General features: G+C 70.5%; 18 protein-coding genes. 1 reads left to right on the top strand and 17 read right to left on the bottom strand.

From position 1 onward, the window contains the following. Window positions 1–252: 252 nt before the first annotated feature. The 17 genes from PKKP23_RS32095 to PKKP23_RS32020 form a co-directional block, all read right to left on the bottom strand. Complete coding sequence (locus tag PKKP23_RS32095) at window positions 253–1077, bottom strand: response regulator transcription factor (protein WP_126879891.1); 825 nt, start codon at window positions 1075–1077, stop codon at window positions 253–255. Between the two features lie 26 nt (window positions 1078–1103). Continuing rightward, window positions 1104–1559, bottom strand: a complete 456-nt coding sequence (locus tag PKKP23_RS32090; protein ID WP_126879890.1) for a hypothetical protein — start codon at window positions 1557–1559, stop codon at window positions 1104–1106. Further along, window positions 1556–3544, bottom strand: a complete 1989-nt coding sequence (locus tag PKKP23_RS32085) for a ShlB/FhaC/HecB family hemolysin secretion/activation protein (RefSeq protein WP_161978191.1) — start codon at window positions 3542–3544, stop codon at window positions 1556–1558. The genes PKKP23_RS32090 and PKKP23_RS32085 overlap by 4 nt, the downstream gene beginning before the upstream one ends. 409 nt (window positions 3545–3953) lie before the next feature. Then, on the bottom strand, window positions 3954–4646 hold the full coding sequence (locus PKKP23_RS33895) for a DUF2968 domain-containing protein (RefSeq protein WP_161978190.1): 693 nt from the start codon (window positions 4644–4646) through the stop codon (window positions 3954–3956). Between the two features lie 70 nt (window positions 4647–4716). Continuing rightward, a complete protein-coding gene (locus PKKP23_RS33890; protein ID WP_161978189.1) occupies window positions 4717–5244 on the bottom strand; it encodes a hypothetical protein in 528 nt (175 codons plus the stop codon). Between the two features lie 14 nt (window positions 5245–5258). Continuing rightward, entirely contained in the window at window positions 5259–5432 is a 174-nt protein-coding gene (locus PKKP23_RS33885; RefSeq protein WP_161978188.1) for a hypothetical protein, read from the bottom strand. 281 nt (window positions 5433–5713) lie between these two features. After that, window positions 5714–7654, bottom strand: a complete 1941-nt coding sequence (locus PKKP23_RS32075) for an OmpA family protein (RefSeq protein WP_126879888.1) — start codon at window positions 7652–7654, stop codon at window positions 5714–5716. Window positions 7655–7749: 95 nt separating this feature from the next. Further along, window positions 7750–8082: a hypothetical protein gene (locus PKKP23_RS32070; protein WP_126879887.1), complete on the bottom strand. Its 333-nt coding sequence runs from the start codon at window positions 8080–8082 to the stop codon at window positions 7750–7752. 8 nt (window positions 8083–8090) lie between these two features. Continuing rightward, complete coding sequence (locus PKKP23_RS32065) at window positions 8091–9911, bottom strand: tetratricopeptide repeat protein (protein ID WP_126879886.1); 1821 nt, start codon at window positions 9909–9911, stop codon at window positions 8091–8093. Between the two features lie 267 nt (window positions 9912–10178). Continuing rightward, on the bottom strand, window positions 10179–10433 hold the full coding sequence (locus PKKP23_RS32060) for a GlsB/YeaQ/YmgE family stress response membrane protein (RefSeq protein WP_126879885.1): 255 nt from the start codon (window positions 10431–10433) through the stop codon (window positions 10179–10181). Window positions 10434–10596: 163 nt separating this feature from the next. After that, on the bottom strand, window positions 10597–11472 hold the full coding sequence (locus PKKP23_RS32055) for a peptidylprolyl isomerase (protein WP_240659251.1): 876 nt from the start codon (window positions 11470–11472) through the stop codon (window positions 10597–10599). A gap of 3 nt (window positions 11473–11475) precedes the next feature. After that, window positions 11476–12645, bottom strand: coding sequence for a DUF2827 domain-containing protein (locus tag PKKP23_RS32050; RefSeq protein ID WP_168724616.1), 1170 nt, complete (start codon window positions 12643–12645; stop codon window positions 11476–11478). Between the two features lie 104 nt (window positions 12646–12749). Then, complete coding sequence (locus tag PKKP23_RS32045; protein WP_126879884.1) at window positions 12750–13187, bottom strand: hypothetical protein; 438 nt, start codon at window positions 13185–13187, stop codon at window positions 12750–12752. A 230-nt stretch (window positions 13188–13417) separates the two neighbouring features. Next, window positions 13418–14539, bottom strand: coding sequence for a DUF2827 domain-containing protein (locus tag PKKP23_RS32035; protein ID WP_126879883.1), 1122 nt, complete (start codon window positions 14537–14539; stop codon window positions 13418–13420). Beyond that, window positions 14533–15765, bottom strand: coding sequence for a DUF2827 family protein (locus PKKP23_RS32030; RefSeq protein ID WP_126879882.1), 1233 nt, complete (start codon window positions 15763–15765; stop codon window positions 14533–14535). The genes PKKP23_RS32035 and PKKP23_RS32030 overlap by 7 nt, the downstream gene beginning before the upstream one ends. A 176-nt stretch (window positions 15766–15941) precedes the next feature. After that, a complete protein-coding gene (locus tag PKKP23_RS32025) occupies window positions 15942–16622 on the bottom strand; it encodes an OmpA family protein (protein WP_126879881.1) in 681 nt (226 codons plus the stop codon). A gap of 82 nt (window positions 16623–16704) precedes the next feature. Next, on the bottom strand, window positions 16705–18933 hold the full coding sequence (locus tag PKKP23_RS32020) for a YadA family autotransporter adhesin (RefSeq protein ID WP_161978187.1): 2229 nt from the start codon (window positions 18931–18933) through the stop codon (window positions 16705–16707). Between the two features lie 13 nt (window positions 18934–18946). On the opposite strand from PKKP23_RS32020, the gene PKKP23_RS35110 reads away from it, so the two are divergent. After that, window positions 18947–19626: hypothetical protein (locus PKKP23_RS35110; RefSeq protein ID WP_205703030.1), on the top strand; the 680-nt coding region annotated here is incomplete at its 3' end.

Below are 19626 nucleotides of genomic sequence, written 5' to 3'. Positions count from 1 at the left end.
GGTTCATGACGTTGCCCGGCGATGCCGGACACATAACTGACACATTCTGTTGCAATTTACCCGACGCGCCCGGGTGGCGCCGGCGCAACGGAGTGTCAAAGGGAATCGCGTCAAACGTTAAACCGGAAATCTGCCAGCGCTCCCGTTAATTGGTACTCCTTATGGAAATTCATGACCGGCCAGGCTGGCGGACTGCGCGCCGGGCCACCAGCAGCCAGCTCACCGCATGACCGTCGCGCCATGCGCGCGCGTTCATCCACGCGGCTCCGGCGCACGGCCCGGTACCGCCGCCGGCAGGGCAAGGCTGGCGGTAAGCGCGCGCGCGGCCTTGCGCGGGTCACCCGGCAGGACACCACGCACCCCCGCCCGCGCCAGCGGCACCCCCTTCTGCGCCAGATCCTCGAAGCGATAGCCGTAGCCATACAGCGGAACGATCAGGTAGCCGTTCTCCGGGCGCAGTCCCAGCAGGGCCCGCACCGCCCACACGTGCGTGTCGACCGTGCGCGTCAGCACGTCGCGGTCCGTATGGCCCCACACCGCCTCGAACAGGTACGCCCGCGACAGCGGCCGGCCGGCATTCCGGAAGAACAGGACGGCCAGCCCGAACTGCTTGCGCGACAGCGCGACGTACTGCCCGCGCCGGTACGCCCGCTCCTCCTTCAGGTCGAACAGGAAATCCCGGTACGCCAGCCGCGCGGCCGGCACCCCGTTCCCGCCACTGCGGCGCAGCAGCGCCGACACGCGCGCGGCCAGGATGTCGGGGTCGACCGGCCGGATCACATAGTCATCGGCGCCGGCGTTGAGGAAGTGGGCCACGTCGCCCGGTGTCGCGCGCGCCGTCGTGACCAGCACCGGCAGGTTCGCGTGACAGTTTCCGCGGATCCACCGCAGCACCGCGTCGCCGGACATGTCGCGCGCATTGCGGCCCAGCATCACCAGATCCCAGGCCTGTCCGTCCAGCGCGACGGTCAGGTCGTGGCCCCTGCGGAAAACCTCGCAGCGGTGGCCGGCACGGCCGAGCACGCCCGCGGCGAGCTCCAGCCAGGCGGGGTCGTTATCGAGAATGGCAATGCGCATGGCAGACTCCTGGCTCACTGGGGGCCTCACGCGGGCGGCAGCGGCGACTGCGCGTCACCCGAGATGAACGCCTGGATACGTGTCCACGCCCCGGCGTAGCGGAACGCCGGCAGCCACGCGAGCTGGCGGTCGTGCAGCACCAGCACCCGCGCGATCACGTCGCAGCCGCGCGCGTCCAGCCTCCAGCCGCCCTCCTCCTCCGCGCTGCTCTCGCCGAAGCATTCGAGCGCGGCCTCCGCCTCGCGCAGCAGCGCCAGGTCGACGGGCTCGCGCGCGGCGTGGCCCATGAAGTACGCCAGATAGACCGCGCGCAGCAGCATGACCACCTGCTCGACACCGCCGTGGCCATGCCGCATCGCTTCCAGCGCCAGATGCTGTTCGAGCGAGAGGGCGCGCGCCTTCGCGGCCGGCAGCGGCAGCAGCTGTTCGCGCGTGAGCGGCCGGCGCACGGCCTTGCGGGAAGGGGAAGAGTGTCGGCTCATGATGGAAAGCGCCGGGCAGGCGCGGCAGGGGAATCATCCGGGGACGGCACGCCGCCGGCCATGGGCGAGGTTTCGCGCACGCCCATCCACGGGCCGGCCACCAGCAGGCCATCACGTTCCACGACCCGGCGGCGCAGCGACACCAGGCGGCTGCACACCGCGCACTTGCCGACCACGATCCCGGGCACGTCGAAGCGCACCCGGCGCGCCCCGCACCACGAACACGGCGTGTTAGCGTCGGGGCGGGCGCAGGCCCGGATGCGCGAGGCCAGATCCCCGGACGGATCGAGCTGGGCGCAGCGCCGCTGGAACTCGCGCACCAGCCGCGCCGTGATCATCGGATCGGTATCGATCATCGCCGCGAGCTGCGCGAGGGGCAGCGGCAGCGCCAGATAGCGGATCAGCCGCCGCTGCCGGTGGGCGATGCGGTTTCGGGTGAACGCCGTGCCGGGGCCGTACACGTGGCCGTAGTCGAGCCCGGCGTAGATGCTCTGCCCCGTCTGTCCGATAGGCGCCTGCAGCTCGTTGCGCCAGTAGAATCCACGCTCGGCCGCGAGCATCGTCTCGCCATCGAAGCCGCGCACCGTGTAGCGGCTGCCGATGGTCAGGTCGTCGATGTAGAACAGCGTGTTGCTGGTGAACTGGCCGTGCAGCGTCGTCACGTAGCGCAGGTTCTGCCCCGCCACCGAAAACGGCACCGACAGGTTCGCGTCAAGCACCGCCATGTGGAAAGGGTACGTGGGACCGCCGTCCTGTGACGTATCCGGCGTCGCGCCGAGCCAGCCGATGCCCTGCCGGTACGCGAGCGTGCCGTCGAACTGCGCGGCGCCGAAGTAGTGCCGGTCCGTGACGCCCGCCTCGATGAACGTGTTGTCGCGGCGCTGCGAGGGAATCTCCGTGTCGTCGATGAAGTTCGCGCCCCAGCGCTTGGTCAGCTGGAACTCCACGCCAAGGACATCGTTCTGGCTGCGCCTCACCACGCGCTGGAGCTTCACGCCGAGGGTCTGCGCGTTGCCGCTCGACACGAAGGTCTGGTTCACGCCCGCGATGGGCTGGTAGTACGTGTTCGTGTTGCCCGGGACCGTCGCGGTCCGGTAGCCCCACGGCACCGAGTAGAAGCTGTTGAAGCCGTGAGAGCCCAGGCGTCTGTCGCCGAACTCCAGGTCCTGGCTCGCGCCGATGTTGAACAGGTCGTTCAGTCCCAGCGGGTTGTCGACGCCGAGCGACAGGTTGCCCTGCAGCCTGCCCGTGGCGCGCGTACCGGAGTTGTCGACGGAGGCAACCACCGTCCACGGCTTCGCGCGCTTCACGCTGATGACCACGTCGCTCTCGCCGGGCACGTTCGTGGGCTCGACCTGCATGTCGACGTCCTGGCTCGGTACGCGCTTCATCTGCTCGAGGCCCTGTTCAAGGTCGCGCAGGTTCAGCAGGTCACCGCCGCGTGCGGGGAATGCCGACTTCCATGTGCCGCGCGTTGCCGGATCGGCGAAACGCAGTTCGCGGATGACGCTTGGCACGAGCGAGAGGCGCAGCGTACCGGTCGACAGGTCCTGCTCGGGCACCAGTACGCGCGTGGTGACGTAGCCACGGCTGAGGATCAGCTGCGACAGGCCCTTCACGATGAGTTCAACGCCCTGTTTGCCGAAGCACTCGCCCCTGTAGTGTTCAAGCCATTCGCGCGCGAAGGCGAAGCGGTCCATGGGCAGTGCCGAGGCGCCCTGCGCGCGCACGGCGTCGGGCAGCGTGGCGGGCACGTCGAGCGCGAACGCCTCGATGCGAAAGCACGGCTGCTCCTGCGGCAGATCGGGCCAGGCACCGGCAGCTGGCGCGGTGGATCGCACGGCGGGCGCGTTGACCGTCCGCTCGCGCTGCTGTTCGATGAGCTGCTGTTGCTGGGCCGAGCTGCGTGCCGCGTTGGCGACATCAGGCGGCGCTGGAGAAGACTGCGCCATGGCGTTCAGGGCGACATCCCGTTTGTATTCCATTGTTCCTGTTCCTGCCAGATTGAGACCGTCTTCAACCGCTCAGGCTGCTTACGGTACGGTCTTGTTTTCCCCCGCGTCCGGCGCAGCCGGACACTTCGGTGCGTATCGTGATTCGACCGGCTCATCGAGCCCGTTTTCGTCAATGCGGTGGATGGTGATTGAGCAGTTGTATGAGCGCCGGCAGCTTCGTTCCAGTGCGAGGAACACGTCGTAGTCCTGACCCGCGACAGGCGTAAAGCTCACGTCGGTGGCACTGCAGGACCAGTGGTCATAGTCCGTTCCGCCCGCCGTGCTCATCGAAAGCGTGATAGGTTTGCCGGCGTCGACGACGTACTCGCGGATCAGGTCCTTGAAGTGCAGGCCCTTCGACCCGCATTGAGGTGGCTGGGCGTGCAGCGGCGCAGGCGGTTCATTTGCGGCCGGGGAGTGGCCGGCCTGGGGGCGCGCAGGGGCTGCTGGCGGCAAGGCGTAGCTGCGCTACCTGGCGCAGGGTCTGGGTGAGCTGGGTCTGGGCGGCGATGCGGTGCGAATCGAGCCGGACGATGTCGCGGCGCGTTTTCTGCTGGCGGGCGGCGGCCAGCTGCGACTGCGTTGCGGCGCGCTGCAGGCTGTCGCGCAGCCTGGCGACCTCGGCCTCGGCCTGGGCAACGAGGCTGGACAGACAGGTATTACGGGCATCGAGTTCGATGCGGCGCAGGTCTGGCCCGCACAGCTGCACGATCTCGTCGGCGAGATGGGCGAACAGGCCCTGCGCCACTTCGCATGACGCGGTCCACGCCACGCGCCACAGGGTGGCGTCCTGCCACGACGCCACATACCAGCCGGGCGACGGCGCATGGAACAGCAGGCTGACGCTGTAGCCCAGGCTGCGCAGTTCGCGCAGGCACGCCAGCGCACCGTCGCGGCAGAGCTGTTCGAATTCGTCGAAACACACCGCGCGCACCGGCTCGCTGCTGCCGCCCGGCGGCATGGCGGCCGGTGGCCACAGCTGCGCGTCGGGGCTGACGGGCTGCACGCTGCCGGGTGCCGCAGCCTCGCCCGTCCGGGCACAGGCATCACAGTCCGGGGCCGGTTGCCCGGCAGTCTGCTGCATGTCGTTCATCGTAAGCCTCCGGGGAAACGGGAGCGCCGCGCGCGGCATGCGCACGGCGCGGGGAGCCACCTGCGGCCGGTCACGGCGGCGCGCCGGTGGCGGGCCGCCGTGCCGCGGGGTCCTGCCCGTCCTGGGGAGCGGTGCGCGAAGCGCATGCCGCCACGGGCACGCGCAGGCAGGTGGCGAGGCGGAAGGCGGCAATGGGCCGGTTCGGCGAGCGCGGCCAGATCCGCCGCAGTGCACCGAGCCTGACGAGTTCGTCGATGGCGTGGTTCCAGCGTGCGCCATTGAGCCCGCATGCGGTGCGCAGGTTGGCCTCCGGAAGGCGGCGCAGTTCGCTGGAATCGAGTAGCGGCACGACCAGCAGCGCGACCAGGAACGCATCGTCGCCCAGCGCGCAGCGGCCGAGCTGGTGGAGCAGCATGAGCTGGCCGCGCGTGAGCGCGGCGTGCATGGTCTGGATCGATACCGGGTCGGAAGCGGGACAGGGCTGCGGCCGGGCGGCACAGGGGGGGGCGCCCAGGTCCATGTCCGGAGCGCGGCCAGCCGGGGCAGGCGTGGCCAGCGGCAGGTCCGTGGCATGAGGGAGGCGGTTTTTTTGGGGCACGGGAGCTCTCCTGATCAGTACGCATCCATGCGCGGAAAGACGATGGCCAGTAGCACATGCAGCAGGCCCCAGGCCAGCAGTACCGCAAGCGGGATCACGGCGAGCGTGGACAGCACCAGCCACGCGCTGGCGCGCCGCGGCGCCCGCCGGCCCTCGCGGCCCATCCGGGGCGGTACGAGGGACTTCATGTCGGCGAGACCGTCCGCCATGGCACCGCAAGCGGCCCTGCGGCGCGTGTGTGCGGCCATGTCACCCGCATGTTCCCTGCGGCGCCCGGTTCTCATGCCGCGTTCGCCGCCGCGGCTGCGGGCGCACAGGACGTTGGGTGACTGGCGGCGCGGGCAGGCTGACAGACGCATTGCGGGGTTCCGGGCGATGTCCGGGGCAGGAATGCGTGAATGGGCCCGCGCAGCGTGCAGGCGGGGTGCGGGCAACCGGGGCAGGCGCTGTCGCGATTCATGGGGCGGCCTCAGGGCTGGACAGGGTTGAACCGGATGCGCCGGTTGGCGAGCCGGCCCGCCGCGGTGAGGTCGCCGGCCACGGGGTCGGCAGCGCCGTGACCGTGCGCGGCCAGGGTCCCGGCGGGCACCCCGGCACCGACCAGGAAGGCGCGTACGGCATCGGCGCGCTTCTGCGACAGCGCGAGGTTTGCGTCCAGGTCCCCGCGCCGGTCGGTCCAGGCGTCCACCGAGAGGTGAAGCGGCTGGCCCCGCGCGGCGCAGGCGCGCAGCAGCTGGGCGGTTTCGGAGAGGTTCTGCTGTGCCGGCGCGGGCACGTGGCCGCTTGATGGCGCGAAGTCGATGGGCTGCAGGTTCAGCACCGGAACGACGGCCTGCACCGTGCATGGACGGTCCGTCTCCAGCAGCGCGGCCATGGCGAGCAGGTAGGCGTCGGTGGCACGCGCCTGCGCTGCGGCGGGATCGGACACTTCCACGGTAAACGGCGGCCCGAGCGCCTGCTGGAGCCTGTCGCGCCAGGCGCCGGCCTGCTGGGGGGAAAGGCCGCCGAGCCCGACCTGGGTGCCGCGCACGGCGAGTTCGGCATGCGGCACCGCCAGCACCGGCAGCAGCGCATCGAGATGGGCCAGCCAGGGCGGCGAACCGGTGGCCGCAGCGGGGGCGATGCTGGCGGTGAGATGTCCGTCACCGAACCTGGCGCTCACCGCGGAGTCCAGCGTGGCACGCTGCGTCGGGTCACCGACCAGGGCGGCGATCTCCGGCCGGCCGGTGGCATCCGAGCGCCCGTCGAGCCAGCCGCCGCTGATGGCGGAAACCGCCGGGGGCGCGGCACTGGCGGCAGCGGGCGGGGGCGTTGCGGTGGCCGGGGCGGTGACGGGCGCTGCCGGAGGCCGCATGGCGCTGGCCGGTACCGCGGGGGCGGGGGGCGCGTTGCCCGGGGTGGCGGAGGCCGCGCGGGCGGGTGCATCGCCGGAGCCGGGATGCACCCTGCTCCAGGCAAACAGCGCGGTGAGCGCGGTCGCTGCCACAAAAAACAGCAGCCATGGAGCGATGGACCGCGCCGGGGGCTTCGCCACCGGCGCGGTGGGTGTCCCGGGCGACGATGCCGGGGGTGCCTGACGGGCCACGGAGGCAGGCGCTGGCGTGACCGGACGGGCGCGGTGTACGCCCTGATGCCGGTGCAGCGTGAGACCCGCATAGCGCTGCGGTCCCGTGTAGTCGGTACGGACCGGGAACAGCGTCTGCCGCCCGGCGGCGGGTTCGCCCTGCCCGCCGTCCGGCGCCGGCTGGGGGGATGGCACGTGAGCGGTCATGGCCGGGGGTCCTGCGGGTGTGGCTGGCGGGCCGGGGAAATCGGCCGCCACAGCGGCGAGCCTTGGCGGCACCGTGGCCATGAAGGCGCTCGCGGTACCGTAGCCGAGCTCCACGGCCAGCCCGTCGCTGAGCGTGTCCGCGACCAGCGGTATCTGGCTGGCGAGCAGTCCTGGCAGCTGGGCGGGCTGGCCCTGCCCGAGCAGGATGTGGTGCTTGAGCAGGCCGGCGACAATGGCCGCTGCGATGCAGCCCAGGGCGTGCGCGGCCTGGGGCGGCACACCGCAGCGGGCGGCGACATGGTCGCTCAGCGAGGCCACATGCCGGCCGGTGGCCTGTACAAGCAGCGCATCGCCCGCATCGCCAAGCTCCTTCATTGCGACGGTGGTGGACACACGCTGGGCGCACACACTGCCGATGTGGGCATCGCAGTCTGGCGAGAGCAGCGTATCGAAGACCCGCATGGCGGCCCCGGGCCCCTCGGCCACCGCTGCGGCGAGCGCCGCGACGAGGACGTCCGCGGTGCGCGCGAGCACGTGCGCGACCATGGGTGGGGACAGCCCGATGCGCACGGCGAGGCGCTCCGACACCAGGCCACCGGTACACTGTCCGAGCGTGCCGCCAAGATCAATCCGTCTCAAGATGCTCCCTCCCTGTTTCGTCCATCGTGGTGCTGCCTTCGTGCTGCGTGTGCCGGCAGGCCGGCTGGGGGCATACGGCCCCCGGGGCCGGGCGCTCATTGCCGGTCAGGGCCGGGGTGCGGGCGCTGCCGCAGCACCGCATGGCCGTGGCGCCGGGCGGTTTCCACGCGCAGCTGGGTCTCGTCGGAGAAGCGCCAGTCGCCGCACTCGCCGCGGATGCGCACGCAGCCGGAGTAGATCTGGATCACGGCATCGTCACCCCAGGCCTGGTGCAGCCAGCGCAGGCGCGCGCGCTGCTGGCGGTCCAGGTAGAAGGGCCATTCGCACCGGCGCGGCGGGGGGGGCTGGCCGGCCGGGAGCGGGAAATGGAACCGGCTGGCCGGCCCCGGCGGGATGGCAGTGACGTGACGGACAGCGCGCGTTGTCATGGCCTGCCTCACGCCGCGGGCCGGTCCGCGTGCGTGCCGCGCGCGCCATGGGCATGTGCCAGCGCAGCCAGATCGCTGGCGACGGTTTCGAGCACCGGTGTCCACTGCCCGTAGCCGCGCTGGCGGTAAAGGCGGGTATGCGGATACCACGGGCTGTCAGTGCGGCCGGTCATCCATACCCAGTGCGGGTTCACGTCCAGCAGTACCCAGGTGGGCACCCCCAGCGCACCGGCCAGATGTGCCACGGAGGTGCACACAGTGATGACCAGGTCGAGGCCTGCGACCAGGGCCGCGGTATCGTCGAACGACTCCAGCTCCGCGGTGTGGTCCACCAGCGCCATGCCGGCGCTGCGGGCGCGCTGCGCGTCATCGCCGGCCGGCACCTGCAGGCTCACGAACGTCACGCCCGCGGTGCCGCCGAGCGCCCGGGCGAGCAGTGCGGGGTCGATGGAGCGCATGGGATTGCGCTGGTGCCCCTGGCTACCGGTCCAGGCCACACCCACCCGCAGGCTGCCGTCGTGTGGCAGACGTGCCTGCCATGTGCTGGCGAAGCCCGGGTCGGGCCTGAGGTAGGGCACCGCGGCCGCGGGCAGGTCGTCGGGCGCGATGCCGAGCACGAGGGGCAGGCTGGCAAGCGGCAGGTGGAAATCGAACGGCGGCAACGGCCGCTGTTCGTGGCCGACGATGACTGGCACCGCATCGCCCAGGCTGCGCGCGAGCAGCGCGCGCAGGGTTGAGAAGCAGCAGTAGACGAGCGAGCCGCCCTCGCGGCTGATGCGTGCGGCAAGCGCGGGCACGAAACGCACGAACTGCAGCACGTCGCCGTGCCCCTGCTCGCCCCACACGAACAGCGTCCTGCCGGCGAGCGGCTGGCCGTTCCAGCGCGGCGCCGGAAGGTTGGGCGAGGCGTCGCGCAGCTCGGGCGAGCCGCTCCAGCGCGCCTCATGGTTCACCCAGCCGTTCGCGTAGTCGCCCTGCATCAGCTGCAGCATCGCGACGGTCCACACCAGCGAGCTGTTTGCCGGTTCGAGCGCGAGCGCCTTCTGCGCGGTCGCGAGCGCGGGGTCCCACTGCTGCAGCTCGCGCAGGACGTACGAATACGTCTGCAGGGCGTTCACGTAACCTGGGGCGAGCGCGCAGGCGCGCTCAGCGGCAACCAGGCTGTCGCCGGGCCGGCCTGTCTTCAGCAGCACGGTGGCCAGGTTGGTCCATGCGAGCACATGGTCCGGTTCATCGGCAAGGGTGGCCTCGAGCAGGCGCTGCGCCTCGTCGTAGCGCTGCAGCTCCAGGCAGGCCGCGCCCATGTTGTTGCGCAGCATCGGCAGCCTCGGGTCGAGCTGTTCGGCGTGCCGGTACGCATCGAGCGCCTGCAGGTGGTGGTGCGCCTGCTGGTGCGCGAGGCCGAGCCTGAACCAGGTGCCGGGCTCACGGGGGGCGCGCTCGCAGCGCACGGTGGCGAGATGGCGCGCCTGGTCGAAGCGCCCCTGGCGCAGCAGCACGTCGATCCAGTCGACCATCCAGTCGTCGTCGCGCCCGCCCGCATCCCAGGCGCGCTGGAATGCGGCGTCCGCGGCTGGATCCTCGCCCGTGCGGATGGCCAGGCGGGCACGTTCAACGAGCGCCGCCACGTTGCCGGGATCGTTCTGCAGCGCGCGCCCGAGCAGTTCGCGCGCCTCGGCGAAGCGTCCGCGCAGGCACCCAAGGCGGCTGGCCACCACCAGTTCGCGCGGGTTAACGGAGGCCACCGCGTGGTGGGCGTCGAGCTGCCGCGTGGCGGCAATCAGGTCGCCGCGCGCAATCAGCGCCTCAACCTCGTCCAGATAAGACATTGCGGGTTTCTCTCCCTGACCTGAAGCGGCCGCAAATTCCTGCGTGCGGCCCGACGCAGCGCCCTGCCCGGGCGACCTGCGCTGAGCTGCCTGTGGCGCGCGGGACCGGCCTGGCGGGCACGTTCACGATGAAGCGGTCCGTGCAGCCCGCCACGCCTGTCCCATGGCACGTCTCTGTCCATGCCTGGCAGTCCTGACGGGAGGTCGAGGCGCCTGAGGTGAACCCTGGTGCGCCTCACGGCCTCCCGTGCGGAATCCGGGTCCGGGCTACGCGCGCCGCAGCAACCGCAGCACGAGCAGCAGGACCACGGCCCCCGCGACGGCCACCACCACCGAGGCAATCCAGCCACCGCCCGGACTGATGCCCAGCAGCGACGTGAGCCACCCGCCGATGAACGCGCCCACCACGCCGACGAGGATGTCGACCAGCAGGCCGAAGCCGCTGCCCTTCACGATCAGGCCAGCGAGCCATCCCGCGACCGCCCCGATCACCAGCCATACCACCACCTGTTCAAGCGTCATGCCGTTCTCCCTGATGGACTGCCACTGGAACCGTGTGCGGACCCGCGCCCCCAGGGGAGCGCGGGCCGCATACGGGGGTTTCCCCTTCTGCTGCCACTTCTGCTTCTTCTCCCTGTTGTCCTGCTGCCCTCCAGTCTGGGTGGCCGGCCCATGGGGCTGGGGCTCAGCGTGCCGCGCGCGGGCGCGCCTGGGGCGGCACGATGGTGGCCTTCGCCGCGAGTGCGTCAACCATGCGCATGAAGGCGTCATCGCGCGCCTGCGCTTCGAGCATCGCGCGCAGGCGCGGGCGCACGGCGTCGTAGGCCGGAATCACGGTCGCACGCCGCTCGACGAGCCGCACGATCATCCAGCGCCCGTCCACGGCAAACGGCGCGCTGAGCGCGCCGGGCTCGAGTGTGGTGAGGGTCTGGGCGAGTGCGGGCGGCAGGCCCTGGGTATGGCCCGGCTGCGGCGGCGTCCTGAAGCTGATCCATGGCAGCGCGACGGTCTGCGCCTGCTCGCTGGCCGCGGCGGTGAACGGTTCGTCGTGTGCCAGCCGCATGGCGGCGGCACGCGCGGCGGGTTCATCGGCCAGCGTCATGACGGTGGCGCGATACTCGATGGGTCCGAGTTCCGCGACGGTGGCGTCGTAGCGCGCGCGCACCTGCGCTTCGGTGACGGGCTGCGGCTGCGCGTGGCGCGCGATATAGAGCCGGTTCTCCGTATCGACGTGCGCCCTGTGTTCGGCCTCGCGCACGGCGCTGGCCGTGCCGAGCCGGTCGGCCTCGGCGGCCTGGCGGATCAGCTCGCGCGCGATGAGTCCGTCGGTGGCGAGCTGGCGCGCGCCGGGAGTATCGGGCTGGGCGGCCGCGGCGATGGTGGCCTGGACCTGGGCCAGGCTTACCGGCACACCGTTGACGGTGGCCACGGCGGTGGCTGCCCCGGCCTCCCCCTGGATACCTGCGGCCTGCGCGGGGATGGTGGTGAGGGTCGCGGGGGCCGCGAGGGCGAGCGCGATGAGGAGCGGGCGGCCTGTGCGGATCGTGGTGGTGAGTGTCAAGCTTCAGCTCCGTGGTGAAGGGGTCGTGGGCGACGGGCTGGCCGCCGGGTTCATCAGCGCCGTGAGCAGTCCGTCGTAGCGGGCGATGAGCGGCGCATGGGTTGCCAGAAAGGGCTGGATGGCTGCGCGCTGCCGTGAGCGGTACGCGCGCCAGCCGTCGTTGTGGTGTTCGATGGCATGCACGAGCTGGCGGGCGCCCTCCTCCACGTCGTTATCTGGATAGAAGTAGCCGAGCTCGCGGCACAGGTGCGCGTTGTGCACGAGCGCGTAGCCGTTCCAGCACACGTCGAGATAGAAGTAGTTCAGCGCGAGTCCCCACTGGTGGGACACCACGATGTCCGTGTGCTGCGCGAGAAACTGCGGTGTGTCGTGGCGGCCGACGAAGCTCACGCGGCGCTCGCGCACGAGGTCGAGGTAATGCGCGACGCCGATGAACTCGGGGCTGGTGCGCGCCAGGTGTTCGGCGTTGGTCACGTGCACGTAGCCGAGCTTCGCGCCCACGCTGCGATAGGCCTGCTCGGCGATGAGCAGCGGATACAGGCAGAACTTGAGCACGTCGATGTTTGCTTCCATGACCGACACGCGCGCCGGCGCATGGCGCGGGCGGTACGCGCCGGCAAAGGGCAGACCGGCGGTGCGCATGTCGAGGCACATCGGGTCCCACACGAAGGGCACCTCGCGCACCGGCAGTCGCCGCAGCACCGAGAGGAATCCGGCGCTGGTCTGCATCACCTGGGGGATCACCCACACCTGGTCGTACTGCTGGTTGATGAACACGGAGTCGCACAGCCGGCGCGAGAAGATCATCGCCTCGATCATCTGCACGTACTCGGGCCCGCAGCAGTAGCTGACCAGTTTCGTGCCGCGGGCCTTCAGGTAGACGGTCTGTTCGTGGCTGATCTGGCCGCCCAGTTCGATGAGGACGTCGAGCTGGTCCTTCGCATCGTCGAAGGGGCGCACCGGGAAGCTGGTGAGGTCCCATGGCAGCTGCGGTGTGACGGGCACCGCGGTGGTGTTCACAAGCAGCACCTGGTGGCCAAGCGGCGAGCCCTGGAAGAGCTTTGCGAGGTACAGGGCGTTCTGCTTGATGCCGTTGACCCACAGGCTCTCGTCGGGGGCGTGCAGCCCGATGGTGATGCCGATGCGCAGCGGGCGGGCGGCGCTCATGTTCATGCAGGTTCCTGTTGTGGATGGGAAAACACGGCGGCGGCCCGGCGCGTGGTGAGCCTGCGCGGGTGCGGCCATGGCCTGTCTGGTTGCCTGTGCCGGGGGCGCTGTCACGGTCCACCTGCGCCGGCAAAGCGCACCTCGCGGCGCACGATCACGCACGAGGGTGGCGCCTCGATGAGCGTGACGGTTTCGCGCGCGCGGCCCGGCGAGGTGTAGACCGTCACGGCCGGCACGAGCGGGCTTGCGCGGTAGCCGGCCAGTTCGGTGCGCGCGAGCTCACGGCAGGCGAGCGGCGCGCTGGAGATGCGCTCGGCCAGCACGGTGCAGCCGGCGGGCTGGGGCACGGTGGTGAGTGAAAGCACGGCTGCGGCGTGTGCAAAATCCAGGCCGGTGAGCGAGAAGAACGGCGCGTCGTCCGGGGCCTGGCGGTCCCAGTCGAGCACGACATCGGCATGGCCTGCGCCGGCGAAGGTACGTGCGGACACGACGTTGATGGCAGCGTAGCAGCGGCGTATGCCGATCTCGCGTGCGGCGTGGGCGAGCACGGTATCGGCCTGCGGTGCGGGTGGGGGTGATGCTGGCGCTGGCGGCGGCGCTGGCATGGGGGCCGGGCCGGGGCCCTGCGGCCAGCCGGGTGCGCGCAGGCCGGTGCCGGTGGCGCCGGGGGGCGTGCTGGACGGGGTGGCGGGCAGGGGCTGGGCGCCGGCCTGCGTGGCCGCGGCGCACAGGGTGGCGGCGCAGCCCGCGTGGCGCATGAGGCGAAGGATCCGCGCGTTCACGGGAACAGTCCCGCGATGGCCGCGCCGTAGTGCCCGACGTTGTGTGGCGCGAGTGGATCGAGCGTGGCGAGAAAACTGCGCGCCGCGTCGCGGTAGGCGGGCAGCCTCGCATCGTGCGAGGCAAACGCCTCGCGCAGCGCGAGCGCGGCGTCGCCGCAGTCAAAGTCTGCGTAGCGGTAGCCGCAGCCGCCGAGCAGGGGCGAGTTATGCACCAGCGGGTAGCCGCCGTACAGTGCTTCGTAGTACACATAGTTCTGGGCGTTCTCCCAGTGGTGCGAGACAACGGCATCGGCCTGCTGCGTGAGGATCTCGCAGACGGGCAGGCGCGGCTCGAAGCTTGCGCGCCCCTGGGTGACGAGATCGAGGCTTCGGGCAAAGCCGACGAACTGTGCGTCGGCCTTGAGCTCCATTGCGTTGTACACGCGCAGGCAGTCGATCATGTCCGGCTGCTGGCGGTGTGCGAGGTCGGCCGCGAGCATGGGCAGGTGCGCTGTCTTGACCATGCAGATGTTGGGTTCGAGAATGGCCAGGCGCCAGCGCGGGCGGCCCGGCACATAGCCGAAGGCGGGCGCGCTGCTGGCGGCCATCGAGCGCTCGAGCAGCACGGGGCTCCACAGGTGCGGCATCGGGGTGACGGGGGCGCGCAGCGCGGCGGCGTAGTACGGCGCGCAGGTGCGCACGAACGCGGGCAGGGTCCACACGGCGTCGTAGGGTGTACCGGAGACAAGCATGCCGTGCGGCAGGCTGAACATCATGCGTTCGATGTCGATCACGTAGTCGTTGGCCACGCGCATGCCGACCACCCGCCCCCCCCGCTGGCGGAAGCTGGCTGCCCACTGGGGGTCGAGCTGCGCGCTGAGTTCGATGACGACGTCGAGCGTGCGGTGGGCGGTGTCCAGGTCGATCACCGGCACGGCTGCGCAGGCGAGGAAGTCCTGCGCCTGGGCGGGCTCGCCGTCGCCACCGTTGACCAGATACGTGGACCCGACGAGCGGCGAGTGGGCGAGCAGCATCGTGAGGAAATGGCAGTTCTGGAAGATGCCGTTCTCCCAGATCGACTGGTATCCGCGGCGCAGGAACAGGGTCACGCCGACCTTCAGGCGGCGGCCGTTCAGCATGACGGCCTCCGTGCGGGAATCTGCGCACGGGCGCCCAGCTGCAGCAGGCTGCGTGCGTAGGCCGTGCGGTTGTGCGGGGCCTGCGGGGAGAGCGTGGCGAGAAAGGCGTGGGCGCGGCGCACGTAATCGTCGTGGTGCCCGTCGTGGTGGCGCGCGACATGCAGCAGCTGTGCGGCGCCCTGGGCGATATCGGAGCCCTCGTAGTAGTAGCCGAGCGCGGCCAGCCAGGGCGAGTTATGGACGAGCGGGTAGCCGCCGTACAGGGCATCGAGATGCAGGATATTCTGTTCGTTGTGCCACTGGTGGGCGACGACGGTATCGGCGTACTGGCTCATGTAGCCGGCGAAGTCGTGGCGCTGCCCTGGCGTGACGCGTTCGCGCCGGTGCAGGTCGAGCGAGCGCAGCAGGAAGGCGAAGGTGGGCTGGTCCTGCATCTGCACGCTGTTGAGCACGTGCATGCGGGCGATCGCGCGGGGTTCCTCGCGAAAGGCCACGTCGCACAGGAGCATGGGGATCACGCAGCACTTGACCACCGAGATGTTGGGCTCGAAGATCGCCACGCGCAGCGCGCGCGGCGCCGGGCTGCCTGAGGGGGGGCTGCCTGGCATACGCGCCGGGGTGCGGCCGGAAGCGCTCCTGTGACTGTCGCGATCCGCGGCCGCGGCACTGCGCGCCTGCGGCGTATGGCCGAACGCGAAGCCGGCGGCGGCGACTTCTGCCGCGCGCTGCGCGATGAACGCGCTGTCCCACAGGAACGGCACCTCGTGCACGGGGCAGCGGTGCAGCGCGCCGAGCATCGGCATGAGTGTGCGGTCCTTGGGGAGGACCCAGACCTCGTCGCAGCGCCGGGCGCGCGAGAAGTAGCCCCCGCGGCGGAACACCGACGGCTCCACGAGTCCCACATAGGGCTGTCCGCAGCAGAAGAACACGACCTTCGTGCCACGGGCGCGCACGTAGTCGAGCCATTCGACATCGAGCCCCCCACCCATCTCGAAGACCACGTCCACGAGGTCCGCAGCCTCGCGCGGCGGCACCAGCGCGAGGCCGGGCGCGAGCGCTTCGACGCCGGGCGCGAGGCACGTCTGGTCGCCGCAGTTGAGCAGCACCACGCTGGCCACGAACGGCAGCGTGCGCAGCAACTGCGCGAAGTAGAAGATGTTCTGGCCCAGCCCGTTCTCCCAGACACTCTGTCCGGCGTGGGTCAGCACTGAAATTCCGATGCGCATGTCGAGTCGGTTGCCCGTGAGGGCATCTCCGTTTACTGGTCTGTATGGCGGTACCAGGCAAAACGGGAGGCACGCGCGCGGGGTCGCGCGCGCCTCCCCAAGGGTCCGCGCGCCACTGCACCGTGCGGACCGGGTCCCCCGGGGGGGTTAGGGTTGTATGGGTTGCCGCAGCCGGTTCACTCCAGCGAGATCTCCACACGCCGGTTCTGCGCGCGCCCGGCGGCAGTCGCATTGGTTGCGACCGGATTGCTCTCGCCGTAGCCGTGCGCGACCCACTGCCGCGCCTTCAGGCCGTGTTCCTGGAGGTACCGGACGACGGACTGCGCGCGCCGCTCCGAGAGGCCCTGGTTGTGTGCGGCCGGCCCGGTCGAGTCGGTGTAGCCGCTGACCGTCACGGTATTGAAAGTGTTGCTGCCTGCCGCGTTGACGAGCCCGTCGAGCCGGGTGCGGGCCTCCGGTTTCAGGGTGGACTGGTCGACATCGAAGTTCGCGTCGCCGGCCAGTGAGAGCTTCTGCGGCGGTGCGGGCGGGGGGGGCGGTGCGGGCGCGGGCACCACCGGCACGGGGGCTGGCTGCGCCGGGACGCACTGGAAGGTCAGGATGCGCACGTCGCGCGTGGTGCCGGCGTCCGCGAGCGGCGCCACCTGTTCGAGCGGCCGCACCTCCTGGTTCCCGCAGATCTCGCGCGCCTTCGAGTAACAGGTCTCCTGCCCTTCGAAGATACCGTGGCACGTCACCTGGTAGGCGCGCTGCCCGTTGGGCAGGCCCACCGAGTACGCGTTGTACGCCGGTCCCTGCGAGGTCGTGCAGCCCGCCAGTACCGCGCCCAGCGTCAGGGCCGCGCACGCCGTTCTCATTGCCGTTCTCCCTGCTGTTTCCATTACCGTTCTCCCTGTTGTCCAGTGCGCGCGGGGGAGGCTGCGCCGCCCCCGCGCGCCCTTACCACTGATAGCTCACGCCACCGCCGAACGAGTAGCCCGCGGCGCTGCTGCTCACCCCGCCGCGCAGCTTGACGTTGTTGGTCAGCCGCGCGGTAAAGCCGAGCGCCATCGCGGCATAGCCCTGGTAGCTCGCCGCGCCGATGCCGACCGAGAGCACCTTGCCCGCATCGACGTCTGGGATCATCGACAGCGCCGTGGCCCCGGCGACACCGGCGTACGCCTTGCGCGCGACCGCGTTCACGCTGCCCTGCACGCCCTGCAGCTGCGACAGGTTCACCGCGTCGGTCCCGTTCACCCCCGGGGCCACATTGGTGATGCGCCGTTCGCTGCCTGCCGAGCCGACCGACACCGTGTTCGCCTCGCTGGCCACGGACCCCGCGCCGAGCGCCACCGAGTTCGCCGCACTGGCCGTCGCGTTCTGGCCGAGCGCGACGCCACGCGAAGCCGACGCGAGCGCGCCCGCACCGATCACCGTCGCGCCGTCACCCGAGGCCGTCGCCGCGTTGCCCAGCGCCACGCTGCTGGTGCCGGCCGCGGCTGCGTTCGTGCCGATGGCTACCGCGTTCGCGCCGGTGGCGCCGTCGTTGCTGTAGTTGCCCTGCTGCGTGCCGTTGTCGTTCACGCTCACGTAGTGGGGCTTGACGGTCGTGATCAGCGTCGAGAGCGAGACCACCGCGGTGGAGCTCGAGGTCGACAGCGACACGACGCTGTTGCCGACCGTCGAAAGTCCCGTCGACAGCGAGCCCACCCCGGTGGACAGCGAGCTGGCCGTAGTGGATGTTGAGGTCGACAGCGAACTCACCGCGCTCGAGAGCGACGCGGTGCCGCCGGCAATCGTGCTGACCGTGGTCGACAGCGACGCGACGTTGCTGTTGGTGGTCGACAGCCCGGTCGAGAGCGAACTGACGTTGCTGCTGACTGTGGACAGCCCGGTCGAGAGCGAACTGATGCCGGTCGAGGTCGAGGTGGACAGCGCGTTCACCGCCTGGTTGGTGGCAAAGAGCTGCGAGCCGTTGACCGCGTCGGTGCTGGTGGCGCTCACCTGGCCGGCCGCCACGTTCGTGACCTGCCGTTCCGTGCCGGCTGCCCCCACGCTGACCACGCTGGTGGGACTGGCGCCCGCGTACGTGTAACTCGTACCGCCGACCGTGCCGCTGGAGGTGGGCACCGCGGCCGCCGTCACCGAGCCTGAACCGAGCGCCACGGAGCCGGCATTCGTGGCCGTCGCCCCCGAGCCGAGCGCAACCGTGTTCGCGCCTGTGGCATTGGCGTTACTGCCCACCGCCACACCTGCGGCGCCTGCCGCCGTCGCCCCGGTGCCCGCAGCCAGCGCATTGATGCCGGTGGCACCGTCGTTGTTGTAATTCGCCTGCTGCACGCCGTTGTCGTTCACGCTGTAGTAGTGCGTGCGCGAGGTCGAGACCAGCGTCGAGAGTGAACTGACGTTGCTGTTGGTGGTGCTCAGGCCCGTGGAGAGCGAACTGACGCCGGTGGACAGCGAGCTCACCCCGGTGGACAGCGAACTGGCGGTGCTCGACGTGGAGGTCGATAGTGAGGCAAGGTTGCTGTTGGTGGTGGACAGGCCCGTGGAGAGCGAGCTCACCCCCGTCGAGAGCGAACTGACACCGGTGGACAGCGAACTGGCGGTGGTCGACGTGGAGGTCGACAGCGAGGCGACGTTGCTGCCGGTGGTCGACAGGCCCGTCGAGAGCGAACTGGCGGTGGTCGAGGTCGAGGTCGACAGCGATGCGACGTTGCTGTTGATCGTCGAGAGGCTCGTCGAGAGCGAACCCGTGCTGGTCGACAGCGACGTGACCGCCTGGTTGGTCGCGAACAGCTGCGAGCCGTTAAGCGCATCGGTGCTGGTGGCGCTCACCTGGCCGGCCGCCACGTTCGTGATCTGCCGCTCGGCGCCCGCCGCTCCCACGCTCACCACGCTCGTGGGACTGGTGCCCGCATACGTGTACGCGTTGCCCGCGATGGTCGCCCCCGAGGTCGGCACCGGCGCGGCCGTCACCGAACCCGAACCCAGCGCGACGTCTCCGGCATTGGCCGCGGTGGCCCCCGAACCGATCGCCACCGTGTTCGCGCCGGTGGCGTTGGCGTTGTTGCCCACCGCCACGCCCGCCGCGCCCGCGGCGGCTGCGCCCGTGCCTGCGGCAAGCGCATTGACGCCGGTGGCGCCGTCGTTGTTGTAGTTCGCCTGCTGCGTGCCGTTGTCGTTCACGCTGTAATAGCGCGTGCGCGAGGTCGAGATCAGCGTCGAAAGCGAACTGGTTGCGGTCGAACCCGAGGTCGACAGTGAACTGACGTTACTGTTTGTGGTGGACAGCCCTGTCGAGAGCGAGCTCACGCCCGTGGACAGGGAACTGACACCGGTCGACAGCGAGCTGGCCGTGGTCGACGTCGAGGTCGACAGCGATGCAACATTGCTGTCGGTGGTCGACAGCCCCGTCGACAGCGAACTGACGTTGCTGTTGGTCGTCGACAGGCCCGTCGAGAGCGAACTCACACCCGTGGACAGGGAACTGACACCAGTCGACAGCGAACTGGCCGTGGTGGATGTCGAGGTCGACAGCGACGCGACATTGCTGTTGGTCGTCGACAGCCCCGTCGAGAGCGAGCTCACGCCCGTGGACAGGGAACTGACACCGGTCGACAGCGAACTGGCCGTGGTGGATGTCGAGGTCGACAGCGACGCGACATTGCTGTTGGTCGTCGACAGCCCCGTCGAGAGCGAACTCACGCCCGTGGACAGGGAACTGACACCGGTCGACAGCGAGCTGGCCGTGGTCGACGTCGAGGTCGACAGCGATGCAACATTGCTGTCGGTGGTCGACAGCCCCGTCGACAGCGAACTGACGTTGCTGTTGGTCGTCGACAGGCCCGTCGAGAGCGAACTCACACCCGTGGACAGGGA

It is taken from the genome of Paraburkholderia kururiensis JCM 10599 = LMG 19447, from assembly GCF_003986935.1.
GTDB classification, from domain to species: Bacteria; Pseudomonadota; Gammaproteobacteria; order Burkholderiales; family Burkholderiaceae; genus Paraburkholderia; species Paraburkholderia kururiensis.
Note: the sequence above shows the minus strand (reverse complement) of the source record. Positions and strands in the feature narration are given on the sequence as shown.

Excerpts from the sequence above, each read along its gene's own strand:
- PKKP23_RS32065 (WP_126879886.1), bottom strand. The coding sequence starts at position 9,911 with ATGTCTTATCTGGACGAGGTTGAGGCGCTGATTGCGCGCGGCGACCTG.
- PKKP23_RS32035 (WP_126879883.1), bottom strand. The coding sequence starts at position 14,539 with ATGCTGAACGGCCGCCGCCTGAAGGTCGGCGTGACCCTGTTCCTGCGC.
- PKKP23_RS33895 (WP_161978190.1), bottom strand. The coding sequence starts at position 4,646 with ATGAACGACATGCAGCAGACTGCCGGGCAACCGGCCCCGGACTGTGAT.
- PKKP23_RS32085 (WP_161978191.1), bottom strand. The coding sequence starts at position 3,544 with ATGGAATACAAACGGGATGTCGCCCTGAACGCCATGGCGCAGTCTTCT.
- PKKP23_RS32050 (WP_168724616.1), bottom strand. The coding sequence starts at position 12,645 with ATGAACATGAGCGCCGCCCGCCCGCTGCGCATCGGCATCACCATCGGG.
- PKKP23_RS32025 (WP_126879881.1), bottom strand. The coding sequence starts at position 16,622 with ATGAGAACGGCGTGCGCGGCCCTGACGCTGGGCGCGGTACTGGCGGGC.
- PKKP23_RS32060 (WP_126879885.1), bottom strand. The coding sequence starts at position 10,433 with ATGACGCTTGAACAGGTGGTGGTATGGCTGGTGATCGGGGCGGTCGCG.
- PKKP23_RS32090 (WP_126879890.1), bottom strand. The coding sequence starts at position 1,559 with ATGAGCCGACACTCTTCCCCTTCCCGCAAGGCCGTGCGCCGGCCGCTC.
- PKKP23_RS32095 (WP_126879891.1), bottom strand. The coding sequence starts at position 1,077 with ATGCGCATTGCCATTCTCGATAACGACCCCGCCTGGCTGGAGCTCGCC.
- PKKP23_RS33885 (WP_161978188.1), bottom strand. The coding sequence starts at position 5,432 with ATGAAGTCCCTCGTACCGCCCCGGATGGGCCGCGAGGGCCGGCGGGCG.
- PKKP23_RS32030 (WP_126879882.1), bottom strand. The coding sequence starts at position 15,765 with ATGCGCATCGGAATTTCAGTGCTGACCCACGCCGGACAGAGTGTCTGG.
- PKKP23_RS32070 (WP_126879887.1), bottom strand. The coding sequence starts at position 8,082 with ATGACAACGCGCGCTGTCCGTCACGTCACTGCCATCCCGCCGGGGCCG.